The sequence below is a fragment of the Trinickia sp. genome (assembly GCF_051953405.1).
Lineage (GTDB): Bacteria > Pseudomonadota > Gammaproteobacteria > Burkholderiales > Burkholderiaceae > Trinickia.
In genome coordinates, this window is the sequence record NZ_JBQCIV010000150.1 from 84650 (window position 1) to 98886 (window position 14237).

General features: G+C 64.4%; 16 protein-coding genes and 1 pseudogene. 8 read left to right on the plus strand and 9 right to left on the minus strand.

Translation table 11 applies throughout. From position 1 onward, the window contains the following. The first annotated feature begins 16 nt into the window (after window positions 1-16). Window positions 17-250, plus strand: a complete 234-nt coding sequence (locus ACTHN9_RS27055) for a DUF2795 domain-containing protein (RefSeq protein WP_440539896.1) — start codon at window positions 17-19, stop codon at window positions 248-250. A gap of 104 nt (window positions 251-354) precedes the next feature. Continuing rightward, a complete protein-coding gene (locus ACTHN9_RS27060; protein ID WP_440539897.1) occupies window positions 355-852 on the plus strand; it encodes a PRC-barrel domain-containing protein in 498 nt (165 codons plus the stop codon). Between the two features lie 144 nt (window positions 853-996). On the opposite strand, the gene ACTHN9_RS27065 is transcribed toward ACTHN9_RS27060, so the two are convergent. Next, complete coding sequence (locus tag ACTHN9_RS27065; protein ID WP_440539898.1) at window positions 997-1167, minus strand: hypothetical protein; 171 nt, start codon at window positions 1165-1167, stop codon at window positions 997-999. Between the two features lie 692 nt (window positions 1168-1859). On the opposite strand from ACTHN9_RS27065, the gene ACTHN9_RS27070 reads away from it, so the two are divergent. The 3 genes from ACTHN9_RS27070 (at window position 1860) to treA (ending at window position 5108) form a co-directional block, all read left to right on the plus strand. Continuing rightward, window positions 1860-2060, plus strand: a complete 201-nt coding sequence (locus ACTHN9_RS27070) for a hypothetical protein (RefSeq protein WP_440539899.1) — start codon at window positions 1860-1862, stop codon at window positions 2058-2060. 115 nt (window positions 2061-2175) lie between these two features. Continuing rightward, a complete protein-coding gene (gene phbB, locus ACTHN9_RS27075; RefSeq protein WP_440539900.1) occupies window positions 2176-2919 on the plus strand; it encodes an acetoacetyl-CoA reductase in 744 nt (247 codons plus the stop codon). 356 nt (window positions 2920-3275) lie between these two features. Then, window positions 3276-5108, plus strand: a complete 1833-nt coding sequence (gene treA, locus ACTHN9_RS27080; protein ID WP_440539901.1) for an alpha,alpha-trehalase TreA — start codon at window positions 3276-3278, stop codon at window positions 5106-5108. A gap of 61 nt (window positions 5109-5169) precedes the next feature. On the opposite strand, the gene ACTHN9_RS27085 is transcribed toward treA, so the two are convergent. Continuing rightward, window positions 5170-5493, minus strand: coding sequence for a chemotaxis protein (locus tag ACTHN9_RS27085; RefSeq protein WP_440539902.1), 324 nt, complete (start codon window positions 5491-5493; stop codon window positions 5170-5172). A gap of 150 nt (window positions 5494-5643) precedes the next feature. Between ACTHN9_RS27085 and ACTHN9_RS27090 the strand changes: the two genes are divergently transcribed. Then, window positions 5644-5850, plus strand: a complete 207-nt coding sequence (locus ACTHN9_RS27090; RefSeq protein WP_440539903.1) for a hypothetical protein — start codon at window positions 5644-5646, stop codon at window positions 5848-5850. 142 nt (window positions 5851-5992) lie between these two features. Then, on the plus strand, window positions 5993-6520 hold the full coding sequence (locus ACTHN9_RS27095; protein WP_440539904.1) for a PRC-barrel domain-containing protein: 528 nt from the start codon (window positions 5993-5995) through the stop codon (window positions 6518-6520). A gap of 98 nt (window positions 6521-6618) precedes the next feature. Here ACTHN9_RS27095 and ACTHN9_RS27100 read toward each other — a convergent pair whose 3' ends face one another. The 7 genes and pseudogenes from ACTHN9_RS27100 to ACTHN9_RS27130 all read right to left on the minus strand — a co-directional run. Further along, window positions 6619-6951 (minus strand): hypothetical protein, encoded by a 333-nt coding sequence (locus ACTHN9_RS27100; protein ID WP_440539905.1) that lies wholly within the window; start codon window positions 6949-6951, stop codon window positions 6619-6621. A 123-nt stretch (window positions 6952-7074) separates the two neighbouring features. Beyond that, window positions 7075-8400 (minus strand): c-type cytochrome, encoded by a 1326-nt coding sequence (locus tag ACTHN9_RS27105; protein ID WP_440539906.1) that lies wholly within the window; start codon window positions 8398-8400, stop codon window positions 7075-7077. A 26-nt stretch (window positions 8401-8426) separates the two neighbouring features. Next, window positions 8427-8843: a hypothetical protein gene (locus ACTHN9_RS27110; protein ID WP_440539907.1), complete on the minus strand. Its 417-nt coding sequence runs from the start codon at window positions 8841-8843 to the stop codon at window positions 8427-8429. 11 nt (window positions 8844-8854) lie between these two features. Further along, window positions 8855-9550 (minus strand): cytochrome c oxidase subunit 3, encoded by a 696-nt coding sequence (locus tag ACTHN9_RS27115; RefSeq protein WP_440539908.1) that lies wholly within the window; start codon window positions 9548-9550, stop codon window positions 8855-8857. Between the two features lies 1 nt (window position 9551). Continuing rightward, window positions 9552-11570 carry a cytochrome c oxidase subunit I gene (ctaD, locus tag ACTHN9_RS27120; protein ID WP_440539909.1) on the minus strand — a complete coding sequence of 673 codons (2019 nt, stop codon included), beginning with the start codon at window positions 11568-11570 and terminating at the stop codon, window positions 9552-9554. 10 nt (window positions 11571-11580) lie between these two features. After that, complete coding sequence (coxB, locus tag ACTHN9_RS27125) at window positions 11581-12543, minus strand: cytochrome c oxidase subunit II (protein ID WP_440539910.1); 963 nt, start codon at window positions 12541-12543, stop codon at window positions 11581-11583. 138 nt (window positions 12544-12681) lie between these two features. Next, window positions 12682-12963 (minus strand): annotated as a pseudogene (locus tag ACTHN9_RS27130) (hypothetical protein); the annotation flags it as partial. Between the two features lie 78 nt (window positions 12964-13041). On the opposite strand from ACTHN9_RS27130, the gene ACTHN9_RS27135 reads away from it, so the two are divergent. After that, window positions 13042-14217 carry an HlyD family secretion protein gene (locus tag ACTHN9_RS27135; protein WP_440539911.1) on the plus strand — a complete coding sequence of 392 codons (1176 nt, stop codon included), beginning with the start codon at window positions 13042-13044 and terminating at the stop codon, window positions 14215-14217. Window positions 14218-14237 lie beyond the last annotated feature (20 nt).

Below are 14237 nucleotides of genomic sequence, written 5' to 3' on the forward strand. Positions count from 1 at the left end.
GCCGAAGGAGGCATCGATGGCCCAGCATCCGGCCCACTCTCAGGATCACCGACACCCCGGACAGCCCTCGCCGGTCGCCGTCCAAAAGGCGCTGGCGGGCGTCGACTATCCCACGACGCGCGAGCACCTTGCCGAGACGGCGCGGTCCCATCACGCGGACCGCGAGATCGTCGATCTGCTGGACCGGCTGCCGGATAAGAACTACGACAGTCCCGCCGCCGTTTCGAAAGCGATCGCGCAGGTGCAATGACGCAATGACGCAATGACGATTCGGCAATCCGCCGTTCAGGACAGACGCCCGGCATACGGCAACGACGTACCGGCGCCATCCGTTCATCACGAAAGGAGCTTCCCATGAGCATTTCCCCCGATCCCATCGGCAGCAGCGGAGAAACGCGCATCGTCGGTAAAGGCAGTGCGACCGCCGAAGGCCCCGGCCCCTATGTCATGGCCGCGAGTACGCTCGACGGCGACAAGGTCATGAGTTCCGACGGGGAAGACGTCGGCAAGATCAAAGAGATCATGCTGGATGTCTACACCGGGCGCATCGCCTATGCGGTGATGTCGAGCGGCGGTTTCCTCGGTATCGGCGACAAGCTGCTCGCGATTCCATGGAGCGCCTTGACGCTCGACACCGATCGCAAGTGCTTCCTGCTGACGGCCACGGCCGACACCGTCAAGAACGCGCCGGGCTTCGATAAGGACCACTGGCCCGCGATGGCCGATGTCGCCTGGGCCAGCGAACTCCACAACTATTACGGCAGCGCGCCCTACTGGGATTCGAATATGGAGCGCGTGGAAACCACCGGCGTCGCATCGGGTACCGCCACGACCCGACGCGATCACCACTGAGTCGAGCCGAAATAATGCAATGCGCCCGCGCATCGGCGATCGATGCGCGGGCGCAACACGGCTCAACTCGATCGGAGCGGCGCGGCCGCGAGACGGAGGGCTCGCTTGTGCCCGCCGGCCTGCGATCCGAATGCAGGCAGTGGCTTACCCCCCGCCAATCCCCTGCAGCACGCGGCCCGTGCCCCCGCAGATCGTGCAAGGCTGTCCTTCCACCATGCCGGTGCCCCGACAGACGCGGCACGGGCTTTCGCCGACACCCGGTGCGTCCGGCGGCGCTTCGTCTCCGGGGTTCTTCGGTTCCTGGGCTTCTTGCATGGGCAGTGTCCTCCGGTAAGCGGCCGCGGCTCATCCGCGCTGCCGTCATGGTCGGGAGCAGCAATTAGCGGACCGCGACGCGGGTGGTGCGTTTCCACGGTATCGCCGCGCGACGGTGGCGTATGCCGGCAACTTGGGCCGGCTCGAAAAGAGGGCCCGTACGAAAATACCGCCTTCCGGATCTGGCAGAGACAAGGCGATTGTGACGCGCGAATTAAATCGATATGCATTGTTCGTAAGCAAATATTTTCGAAAGCCAATACGGAACCTGCGCTTCAAGTAGTAGTACCCATCAGAACAAATGGGGTAATAGACAAAGCTCGCTCTTCCATATTGCGAATCGCGCAAGACGGGATTAGTATTGCGCAACCAACGAATGACGCCCGGCCCCACCCAACCAGCCGGGCAGCCGAAACAATTACCGTATCGCCGCAGGATGCGTGCCTACGGCGGGTAATTAATACCTCCTACGCTTGACCACAATAAAACATCGAAAACGTTTCATAGCATCGTATGAATAGCCATTCTTATCGCCTCTCGATTTTTAGTTATCACCCGGAATGCTTTCCGGCTTTACTCAGCGCTTTTCGTCGACGAAGTCATTGATGCGTTGGGCAACTTGGTGCAACCCGCACCGGCCCACTCCGATCATCCCGATCGAATCGACTATCTTAGCTTCATTGGAGAGCAGCATGCTGAGCCCACACGAACTCGCCACGCTGATGTTGGTCAAGGATGCGCCCGAGCAGATCGGCGACCGCGCCGAGCTGAGCACCTTGCTCGAGCGTCACCTGATTGCGCTCGAGGCTCCGTCCGAAGATTTCGGCGTGCCTCGGCCTCGCATCACGGAAAACGGCAACTCGATTCTTCAAGCCTGTTCGCGCTTGCGATAACGGCACGCGCAGGTCGCGCAAACGCGGTGCGATCGCCGTGGCGGTCGTTGCGGCTCGTCGCGCCGTTCGAATTTAGGTTTCACTTCGTCAAACGCTCGTCACAGGAGAACCGAAGATGACAAGGAGAATTGCGCTCGTAACGGGCGGCATGGGTGGCATCGGCGAAGCGATCAGCATTAGGTTGCACGATGTCGGTCATGCCGTCGTCGTCACCTATTCGCCGAGCAATACCGGCGCCGACGATTGGCTCGCCCGCATGGAAGCGTCGGGCCGGCAGTTCCGCGCGTACCCCGTCGACGTGGCCGATTTCGCCTCGTGCGAACGCTGCGCCGCCCAGATCAAGGCAGAAATCGGGCCCATCGACATCCTCGTGAACAACGCCGGCATCACGCGGGACGCGAGCTTCAAGAAGCTCGAGAAAGACAGCTGGGATGCCGTGCTGCGCACGAACCTCGATTCGGTCTTCAACATGACGAAGCAGTGGTACGAGGACATGACCGCTCGCGGTTGGGGACGCATCGTCAACATTTCGTCCGTCATCGGCTGCAAGGGCGGCTTCGGTCAGACGAATTACGCGGCTGCCAAGGCGGGCATGCACGGTTTTACGAAATCGCTCGCGCTCGAAGTGGCGCGCAAGGGCGTGACCGTGAATACCGTCTCGCCGGGATTCATCGCGACGCGGATGGTCACCGCCGTCCCCGACGAAATCATGCAGTCGAAGATCCTGCCGGAGATTCCCGTCGGCCGTCTCGGTCAGCCGGAAGAAGTGGCGGCGCTCGTCGCCTATTTGTGCTCGCACGAAGCCGCCTTCGTTACCGGTGCCAACATCTCGATCAACGGCGGGCAGCATCTGCAGTAACAGGCGCTTGCTCGCCTGACTGGCCTCGGAACGACAGGTCGAGGTCGCGTTCCCCCGCACTGGGCCCGGCGCGCCTCTCGCGTTGCAACCGGCCCCTGTCCCCCGCTGCGTGCCGAACCGTGTCGCAAACGGCACGCGGCGTCCTGACATGCGATCCGGCGGCACGCATCGCGCGATGCCGCCGGCCACACTCGTGCGAAGCATCGTTCCCCTCTTCAACCGAAGGCGCCAATTAGCGCGCCGCTCGGCACGGACCTTGCGTCGTCGGCCGGCGCCGATGCATCGAATCCAATATGCGGGGCGCGCATCCCGCCGCTGGGCATCGGCCCCCGACGAACTACGAGAGGATCCGCTCCATGCACTTCGCCTTCGCGCGCCCGGCGCTCGCTGCCGCTTTGTGTTGCGCCGCCGCGTGCTTTGCCGCCGAGCCTGCCGCCGTCCACCGGCCTACGCGCGCGACCGTAGCTGTCGCCGAGGCGGTCCCGCCGAGCGCCGCCGCATCGAGTCCGCTAGGCGAGTCCTCTCCGGTCGTTCCGGTCCCGCCGTCCGAAAGTCTCGGCGAGCTTTACCGGGACGTCGAACTCGCGCATCTGTTTCCCGACAGCAAGACGTTCGCCGACATGATTCCCCGGCAAGCGCCGTCGCAAATCCTCGCCGCCTACCGCGCTGCGCGGGGTCAAGCAGGCTTCGATCTACGCAAGTTCGTCGACGCGCACTTCGATGCGCCATCGCGCGACGCGCACCCCTATGTATCCGATCCCAAGCAAACAGTAGTGCAACACATCGATGCGTTATGGGACGTCCTGCGCCGCGACCCCGATCCCGTCGCCAGCCCGTGGTCGTCGCTGCTGCCGTTACCCGCGCCGTACGTCGTGCCGGGCGGACGTTTCGACGAAATCTACTACTGGGATTCGTACTTCATCATGCTGGGCCTCGTCGCCAGCGGCCGTTACGATCTCGCGCAAGACGAGCTGAAGAACTTCGCCGCGCTCATCGATCGTTACGGACACATCCCGAACGGCAATCGAACCTATTACTTGAGCCGGTCGCAGCCGCCGTTTTTCTCGCAGATGGTGGGGCTGCTCGCTGGGCACGACGGCGACAGCGTCTATTTGCAATACCTGCCGGAGCTGAAGACGGAGTACGCGTACTGGATGGAGGGCGCGGCAACGCTCGGGCCTGGCGAAGCCAAGCGGCATGTCGTGCGGCTCGCGGACGGCACCGTGCTCAATCGGTATTGGGACGAACGCGCCGCGCCCCGCGACGAGTCCTATCGCGAGGATGTCGAAACGGCGCACGCGATGCCGCAGCGCAACGCCGACGACCTATGGCGCAACTTGCGCGCGGGCAGCGAGACGGGATGGGATTTCAGCTCGCGCTGGTTCGCCGATAACCGCACGCTGGCCACGATCGACGTCACCTCGCTCGTGCCTGTCGATCTCAATGCGCTGCTATACGGGCTCGAGCGCACGCTGGCGAAAGCGTATCGGATGCAGGGCGACGCTTCGCGCGCCGAAAACTTCGAGGCGCGCGCCAGCGCGCGGGCGGAAGGGATCCGCCGATGGCTTTGGAATGCTCGCATCGGAGCCTTCGCCGATTACGATCTGGTTCGCCGCGCCCCGCTCGACCGGCTGACGGCGGCCACGGTCTACCCCTTATTCGCCGGCGTGGCGTCGCGCCAGCAGGCGGATGCGGTGGCGCAGTCGGTCAAGCGCGGCTTGCTGCGCCCCGGCGGCATGGCGACGACGCAAGCCGCGAGCGGCCAACAGTGGGACGAACCCAACGGCTGGGCGCCGCTGCAATACCTTGCGGTAATCGGCCTGCGTCGCTATGGCGACCCAGCGCTCGCCCATACGATCGCCACGCGATGGATCCGCACCAACGTCGACTACTACGCGCGTACCGGCAAGCTTGTCGAAAAGTACGACATCGGCCGCAACGCGGGGCACGCATCGGCAGGCGGCGGCGAATATCCGCTGCAAGACGGCTTCGGCTGGACCAACGGCGTACTGCGCGCGCTGTTGCTGCTGTATCCCCATGCTGTCGATATCGAACATGCGATTCCCGCGGGTTCGGCCAGCGCGCAGGCGGTGCCTTCGTCACCGGCGACGGTCGGCGCTGGATCGGAACGTACGTTGCGCGCGGCACCCTCCCCGGCCGCGACACGCGCCGCGAATCGAGCAAACTAGCCGCGCAGACCAACCGCCCGAGAGGGGACGCCGGCGCCCGCCCCTGCATCCACAAGCGGCGTTACGGCTCCATCCCTTGCTCCGGCGCACCCGGATGGTCGATGCGATCGGGCTCGATATCGGCGTCGTCGATCAAGGTCGAATCGCCGTCCGCCGACGAGCGCTCGCCCGTGCCGGCCCGGTCGGTGTCGCTCGCGAGTTCGGCGTCGCCCGTCTCGAGCGCATGCTCGTCCAATTCGGTGTCCCGATCGAATTCATGGCGCTTTGCACCGGCGATGTCGCTGCCGCTGTCGGAAGAATCGCTCGGCCCGAGCGCCCCCGTTTCCCGGCCGCTCGGCTCGGGGTTGCTCCCCGGCGGAAAGTTGTCCGGATCCAATGTGCTCATCTCGATCTCCTCGATGAATGTCGATCGATATCGGTCCAGCAACGGTCGCGCCTATCCCGGCGAGCGACGTTGCGGTGCTGCATACGCCGATGTCCGGCACGCGCGATGCGTGCCCAACCCTGCACCCGGACTCTCGCAAGGAGAACCACGATGACGATCCATAGCGGCAGATCGCAGGACGAGCGGGTCGCCGCTCGCAAGCAGCAAAAACAACGTTCGTTGGAGCCGCCCGGCGGCGACATGGCCGTCGATGGGACGCAAGCCGACGAGACGCACAGCAGCGGCGAACTGTCCGAGGCAGGCAAACGCGCCTGGCGCACCGGCACGGGCATGGATGGAGGCGGCAAAAGCCGCTGACCCACCGCGGGGCTCGGTGGAACAGCCGTTGCTTGCCACTAGCCTGCGTATAGGCGACGGCCTCGCGCAGCGCGTTCGCTCGCTGGCACCGCTTCGCGCGCCTCGCGCACCATCGCTTCACGCATTCAATAGGAGAAACGCTATGCGTACCCACAGCACCACGAGCAGAACGGACGTCGCGCAAGGCGCGCGCATCGTCGGCAAAGGCAACGAAGACGTATCGGGCCCCGGTCCCGATGTCATGGCCGCCAGCACGCTCGACGGCGACAAGATCCTCAGCACCGACGGCGAGGAAGTGGGCAAGGTCAAGGAAATCATGCTCGACGTCCACGCCGGACGCATTGCCTATGTCGTGATGTCGTGCGGCGGCTTCCTTGGGATCGGCGATAAGCTGCTCGCGATCCCCTGGAACGCACTGACGCTCGATACGACACGCAAGTGCTTCCTCGTCGCACTCTCGGCCGAGCGGATCAAGAACGCGCCTGGCTTCGACAAGCAGCATTGGCCTTCGATGGCCGACGCCACCTGGGCCACGTCCGTGCATCAGTACTATGGCCGCGAGCCCTACTGGCGCAGTCTAGGGGCCGACGACGAATACGAAGCGGACTACGATGTCGCGCGGGACGATCTCGATCCCGACGCGCCCGAAGCCGGAGGGGTCAAGCTCTGACGCACACGACGCAACGGCGGACCGTGCCGATGCGCTGCGTCCGCCGTTTTCACCACGATCTTCGGCGCCGCCGCCGTCGCGGCGTCGCCCTCGCCCGGCTATGGTTTCGTCGAAGACGCTGCCTCCGGTTGGCTAGCCGCGGTCGAGGCGCGATGATGGCGCGAGCGGCGATGATGCTTCTTGTGGGCATGCCGTCCGTGCGAGGCCGTCGGGCTCGATGCGCCCTCGGGCGCGGGCGAGGCGGTCGTGCCCGCCGGCGTCGCCGACGCACCGGCGGTACCCGCGGCGCCCTCGCTGCCCGGGGTTTGCGCCATACCGGAGGCGTTTGCGCCTGTGCTCGATTGCTGCGCGAACGACGGTGCACCGAACAAGGCAAGGGCCGCCGACATCGCCGACGCGCAAAGCGTCCGGCGCACGATACGAATCTTCATCGAATCACCTCCTTCAAAATAAAGGTCCATGTGTGACATTGCTCACGCCCTGGCTGGGCCATGCGCACCCAAGCCATCATCGGCGCGCGAGTCCTTCTGCCCGCAACGGCCATGCCACCGCCTCTATCGATGCAGCGTCTCGCGCATCCTTTCCACTTGCACGGGTGCCACGGGCTTCGCCTCGTTACCCCAAGCGTTTCGGATAAACGTCAGGACGCGCGCCATCTCGGTGCTGTCCAGCTTGCCGACGAACGACGGCATACGCTGCGGTTTGGGGCCGCCCTGCGTCTCGGCGCTGCGGCTGCCGTCGAGCAGCAGGCGAATGAGCGAAGTCGCTTGCGGTGCAACGACGATCGGGTTCCCGGCCAGGCGCGGGTACTTCCCGGGCTGCCCCCGTCCGTCTGCCTGGTGGCAACGCGCGCAATACGCGTTGTAGATACCCGCCCCCGGATACTCGATCGAGCCCGTGCGCAGGACATCGACAGTCGCGGCGTTGCGGGCCGGATCGGTATCGACGTGGCCGCTTTTGGCGCGCGCAGGCAGTGTCTTCAAGTACGTTGCAATCGCGCGCAGATCGTCGGCGCTCATGTATTGCCCGCTGTCTTCGATCACCTCTACCATGCTGCCGAACGCCGATAAACCGCGGCCATGACCGTGCGCGAGGAACGCGGCGATATCGTCCGCGGACAATCCGCCTAACCCCGAATCGGGATCGCCGGTCAAATTCGGCGCATACCAATGGTCGTTCGTGCCACCCGTTAGGTAGAGCGGATCGCCGTCGCTCAAGCCCCGCTCCTCGTAGGCCGGACCGCGCGGCGTATGGCACGCACCGCAATGGCCCAGCCCCTGCACGAGATAGGCCCCGCGATTCCACTCGGCGCTGCGATCGGTCCGTGGGCCGAAGCGCTCGTGAGGGGCGAACAGCTCGTCCCAAACGGCCAGCCCCCAGCGTTGATCGAACGGAAACGGCAGCTTCGTTTCGGGCACCCGCGAGGCAACGGGCTTAACGCCATGCATGAAATACGCGTAAAGCGCGTGCATGTCGTCGTCGCTGATCTTCGAGAACGAAGGAAACGGCATGGCCGGGTACAACCGCTTGCCGCCCGGCGCGACCCCTTCTCGCACCGCTCGTTCGAAGTCGTCGTAGGTGTAGCGGCCAATGCCGAACACCGGGTCCGGCGTGATGTTGCTCGTCCATATCGTGCCGAACGGCGAGCCCATCGGCAGCCCGCCCGCGAACGGCGCTTGAGGCTTAGGCGGCTGGCCAGTCGGCGCATTCGTGTGGCATCCCGCGCAATCGGCCAGCTTCGCCAGATAAGCACCGCGCGCGACGAGCGCCGCGTCGGCCGCGCCGTCGGCTCGGCTCGACAGCGGCCACGCGCTAGCGCACACGAATGCGCACGTCGCGATACCCCACCGAAGCCATCGAACGCGCAAGCCGAAGACCATAAGCGCCTCGTCATCGATTCAAGGTTTCACATGCATGCCGACACGAGCCCGGTCGCCACATCGGTCGCGACCAGCGCGAACAAAAACAACCCGCTCGCCATCAAGCCGACCCGGGCAACGAATGCTTCGCCCTCGACTTTCGTATCGACGGTTGCGGGCGTTTGGCGGTGCCCCGCTCGATTCAAGCGACGCCAGTTACGCCACGCGAGCCAAGTACCGAGCGCACCGACGATCAGCGTCATCCCGCTCACGCCGACGACGCTCCAGCCGATCGCCGACGACAGCGGTACGCGCAGCGGCATATCGTGCGGAAAGCACGTATGGGCAACGATGGTTTCGCCCGCGCAGATCTGCAGCAGCCAAGCGGCCGGCGCGGCCAACACGCCGATCGTCAACATCAAAACCGAAACGGGTTCGCCGCGGCCGGCGCGATTCGCTTGCATCTACGCAGCCCCTATAACCAATAAGGCGTCAAATACAGTGTCGTAAAGATGAACAGCCACACGACGTCCACGAAGTGCCAATACAAGCTGCCGATCGTGAGCGCCGCGTGACGCCGTTCGTCGAAGTAGCCGAGCGCCGTCCACCAGCCGAGCAGCACGAGCACGACGATGCCCACGAGCACGTGGGCTAAGTGAAACCCCGTGATCGTGAAATACAGCGATCCGTACAGGTGCGACGTCATGCCGTAAGGATGGTCGTGCCACTCGTGCAATTGAATGCCGACGAAGACGACGCCGAGCACGACCGCCACGGCCATCGACGCCGCCGCCCACCGCTTGCGGGCGCGGCGTACGAACCGTTCGCAAAGCCACGCGAAGACGCTGCTCGACACGAGAATCGCGGTATTGACGGACGACAGCCCGAGCCTAGGCAAACCTTCGGGCGGCCAGTGATGCGTCTGCTGCACGGCCAGGTACAGATACGAAAAAATCAGGTAACCGAACAGCGACGCCTCGGTCGCGATCAACATGAGACAGCCGAGCAGCCCGCTGGCGCGTTCGCCCGCGCTGCCCACCGGCAGTGCATCGGCGGGATGCAGCAAGACCGCTTGCGCATCTTCGCGCTCGGCGTGCCCGGCACCGCCGCCGAGCGCATCGAGCGCCGGATCGGGAGGCAGCGCGTGAGGCGAGCGTGGGAGACGGGGCATCTCAACCTTCCTCCATCGGCACCGGTGTACTGGGTTCGCGCTGCACCAACGCACGCTTCGGCCATAACCAGACGGCGATCGACACGCCGCAGGCCGCGATCGTCGCCAGCGCGGCACCCCACCATTGCATCGCGAGCGCGGCGAAAAAGAGCGCCGAGAACACGCCCAGCAAGAACGGCGCGTACGAATCCTCGGGCATTTTCAAGATCACGTACGGCTTGCCGCTCAATGCGGTCGTGCCCAACGCTTCGCGCCCCTGGCCGAGGAGGTAGCCTTCGTCGAGGTGGGAACGCGCGCCCACCGGCTTGTCGGCCTCTTCCTCCATGCGCGCTTCCCAAAGCGGATGCCGACTGGCGACGATCGGTAGGACTGCGAAGTTATAGGGCGGCGGCGGCGAAGGCACCGACCATTCGAGCGACGGCGCATCCCAAGGGTTGCTGCCGGCCGCCGGCCCACGTTTGAGGCTGTAGCAAACATCGACGAGAAACACGAGTATCCCGAACGCGAACACGAACGAGCCGATCGACGAGAGCATATTGACCGTGTTCCAGCCCATGTCCGGCGCATACGTATAGATGCGGCGCGGCATCCCGAGCAATCCCGCGATATGCATCGGGAAGAAACCGAGGTTAAAGCCCACGAACATGAGCCAGAACGCGATCTTGCCCAGCCGTTCGCTCATCATGCGTCCGGTGAATTTCGGAAACCAGAAGTAGATGCCGCCCACGACCGGAAACACGTTGATGCCGATCAAGACGTAGTGCAGATGCGCCACGACGAAGTACGTATCCGTCAGTTGCCAATCGAGCGGAACAGCGGCCGTCATGACGCCCGATACGCCCCCGATCACGAACAGCAACACGAAGCCCGCGAAGAACAAGAACGGCGCTCGGAACACGGGCCGCCCGAGCCAAATCGTCGCGATCCACGCGAAGGTCGCGACCGCGCTCGGAATCGAAATGATCATGCTGGCCGAGCCGAAGAACGCCAACGCCAACGGGGGAATGCCTGTCGCGAACATATGGTGAATCCACACGACGAAGCCGATGACCATCGTCGCCACCGTCGAAATCGCGACCGGCCCATAGCCGACTAGCGGACGCCGACAAAACACGGGCAGCGCATCCGAGACGATCCCCATGGCCGGCAACACGACGACATAGACCCACGGATGCGCGAAGACCCAGAACAAATGCTGCCAAAGCAGCGCACGTCCCCCGCCCCCCGTTACGTCGAAGAAGTGCGTGCCGATCCGCCGATCGAGCCACAGCATGAGGAACGCCAAGCTCACCGACGGCACCGCAAATAGATTACCGACCGAAATCGTGAGCGTGCCCCATACGAGCACCGGAATGCGGTCGATCGACATGCCCGCGGCGCGCATGCGCAGCAGCGTGACCACGAAATTGGCGGCGCCGACCGTCGTCGATACGCCGAGCAAGATCATCCCCAATGCATAGACGTCGATGTTCGGGCCGGGATCGTAGGTGAGGCTCGACAACGGCACGTAATTGAACCAGCCGGCATCCGCGCCTTGGCCCAGGGGAAAACTCGCATAGAGAAAGAGCCCCGCGAACAAGAACACCCAGTACGAAAATGCATTGAGGCGGGGAAACGCCATATCGCGGCCGCCCAGCACGAGCGGCCACAAGTAGTTCGAAAATCCGGACAGCACGGGCAGCGCGTAAAGGAAGATCATCGTCACGCCGTGCATCGTGAAGAGCTGATCGTATTGCTCCGGTGTCAAAACGGCCGCGTTCGGACGCGCAAGTTGCACGCGCATGATGAGCGCCTCGATCCCGCCGATCAGCAAGAACAGGAAGGCCGTCACGAGATAGCGCAGGCCGATCGTCTTGTGATCGACCGTCGAGAGCCAGCCGCGCCAACCGGGGCGCGTCTCCCACAGTTCATGCAGCCGGGCCTTGCCGTTCTCGTCGAGCATGCCGCGTCGCAAGGGGCGCGCAAGCCTCACGGTCCCCGGCGGATCGCCGGGCAAGGCGGATACGGGCGTCTCTGACATCGTTCCTCGCTCACTGCAAAGTGGACAGGTACGCCGAGAGCGACGCCGCCTCGGAGGCGGACAACGCAATCGACGGCATCAACGAATCGGGCTTGATACGCTGAGCGTGCTCGATCCAATCGAGCCGGTGCTCGGCGGTGTTCGTCATCTGCCCCGCCGCGATCAAGCGCCGGGACGCGAGATGGGTCAGATCGGGCGCCTGCATCCCCGCCGCCGACGTTCCGCGCACCGAATGGCAGCCGGCGCATCGCTCTTCGAAGAGACGCTGGCCCGCGCGCGCATCGGGCGTGCTCAAAGGTTGCGCACCGCGCCGTTGCGCTTCGCGCCACGCCTCGAATTGCGCTTGCGGCTCAGCCACCACCTCGAATGCCATGTGCGCATGCTGCGCGCCGCAAAACTGAGAGCACTGCCCGCGATAGACACCCGGGGTGTCCGCCTCGATCCATTGCACATTCGTCTGGCCCGGGATCATTTCGGTTTTGCCGGCCAGTTGCGGGGCCCAAAATGTATGAATGACATCCGCACTGCGCAGCTCGACGCGCACGGGTACGCCGGTCGGAATATGAATCTCGTTCGCGGTCACGAATTCGCGCGACGGATCCGCCGCGTCGGGATAGTCGATCTTCCACCACCAGTCGTACGAGGTCACGTCGATCGTCAATGGCGGCTCGCGGGGAGCAGACGCGACGGACTGAAGCGTGGTCATCGCGTAGACCAGCGCGGCAAACAGCGCGACCGACGAGACGCCGGTGCCGATCACGAGCCAATTCAGCCCGCCCGCGTCGGCAGGGAGCTTGCCCTGCGCGGCGCTCGGCAAGGCAGGCCGGCGCCGAATCAAGGCCCCGACGAGCAAGAGCGCGATGACGACCATGACCGTGACCACGAGCGCGATCAGTGCCCAGCCGAGCCGATAGGCCGGCGCCGAAGCCGGCCCGGCCGCGTGCACCAGATATTGAAGCGGGGCGGCGCTCATGGTGCCGTGTCGTTCTGCGTCACGCGCTTAGCCTGCAATGCCGCTCAAGCCGTTGTCGCTTTCTCCCGTCGGGTTCCGCCCGCTGCCCTTCGAGCCTTGGCTTGGCGTATCGTCGCTGCCGCCGCCGTCCTCGCTCGACCCGCCTTCGCCCGGCTTGTGGGGCCGATCCGGGTTGGGTCGATCCGGGTCGATCCGCGTCGCCCCGCCCACTGCCGGTGGATCGCTCGCGGGAAAGGTCTCGTCCACGCCGTGATCGATCCGCTCTTCTTCGTGGTTCTTTTCGCTAGGTGGTTGACCGCTTGCATTCGTCATGGGTATCCCCCTTGCATCGAGCTTGAAAACGAGCGTTGCGGCGCAAAGGCTATGCCCGGTCCGCACCGCGGGCGAATCAGCGGTTTTGCGGCCGGGGACGTATCGGATTTACAAGCGAGCTTCGAATGCCGAGCGTCGGGTATGCGGTTTGCGAACCGGTCCCATAGTTCGTGATGGCGACCTCTTATGTCCGAATCCCCTCCCTCCGCACACGAAGACAAGCCTGAAGATCGACGCCGCGATCGCAGCGATGGCGACCAACGTCATGAAGCGCACGACAGCAATGGCAATGGCAATGGCATTGCCGAAAGCCAAGGCAATCGCAAATCGCGCAGCAAGAAGCCGTTGATCGTCTTGGCCATCGTCATCGTCCTGCTCGCGATCGTGGCATCGGTCTGGTGGTTTATGACGCGCAATCAAGAAAGCACCGACGACGCCTATACCGACGGTAACGCCATTACGATTGCGCCAAAGGTGGCGGGCTATGTCGTCAAGCTCGGCGTCAACGACAATATTTACGTCCATCGGGGCGATGTACTTGTCGAAATCGACCCGCGCGAGTATCGCGCACAAGTCGACGATGCGCGCGCACAACTCGGGCTCGCCTTGGCGCAATTACAAACCGCTCAGATCCAACTCGATATCGCGCGCATCCGCTACCCGGCCGAATATCGACAGGCCCAAGCGCAGACATCGTCCGCTCGCGCCGATCTGCGGCAGGCGCAGGCTTCATACGATCGCGAACACCACGTCGATGCGCGTGCCACGTCGCAACAAAGCATCGACGCGGCCGACGCGAAAGAAGCGTCCGCCCGCGCGTCCGTCAAACAAGCGCAGGCGCAGCTCGCCACCGCTTCGCTCGTTCAACAGCAGATTCGACAAGCGTCCGCCGCCGTCGAGGAGCGCCGGCAGCAGGTCGATCAGGCGCGCGCCAAACTGGAGCAAGCGCAATTGAATCTCGCCTGGTGCGAGGTGCGCGCGCCCGCCGACGGTTGGATCACGCGCCGCAACGTGCAACTCGGCACCTACCTACAGCCCGGGGCGTCGCTGTTCTCGATCGTGACGCCGCAAATGTGGGTGACGGCGAACTACAAGGAATCGCAGCTCGACCGAATCCGCCCCGGCGACAACGTGTCGATCGATGTCGATGCTTACCCCAACCTGACATTGCATGGCCACGTCGACAGCATTCAGCAAGGCAGCGGCTCGCGCTTCTCGGCGTTCCCGGCCGAGAACGCAACCGGTAATTTCGTCAAGATCGTGCAGCGTGTGCCCGTCAAGATCGTCATCGACAGCGGCATGCCGACCGATCATCCGCTGCCGCTCGGTCTGTCCGTCGAGCCGACCGTGTACCTCAAGTAACGCAAGCGCATCGATCGATC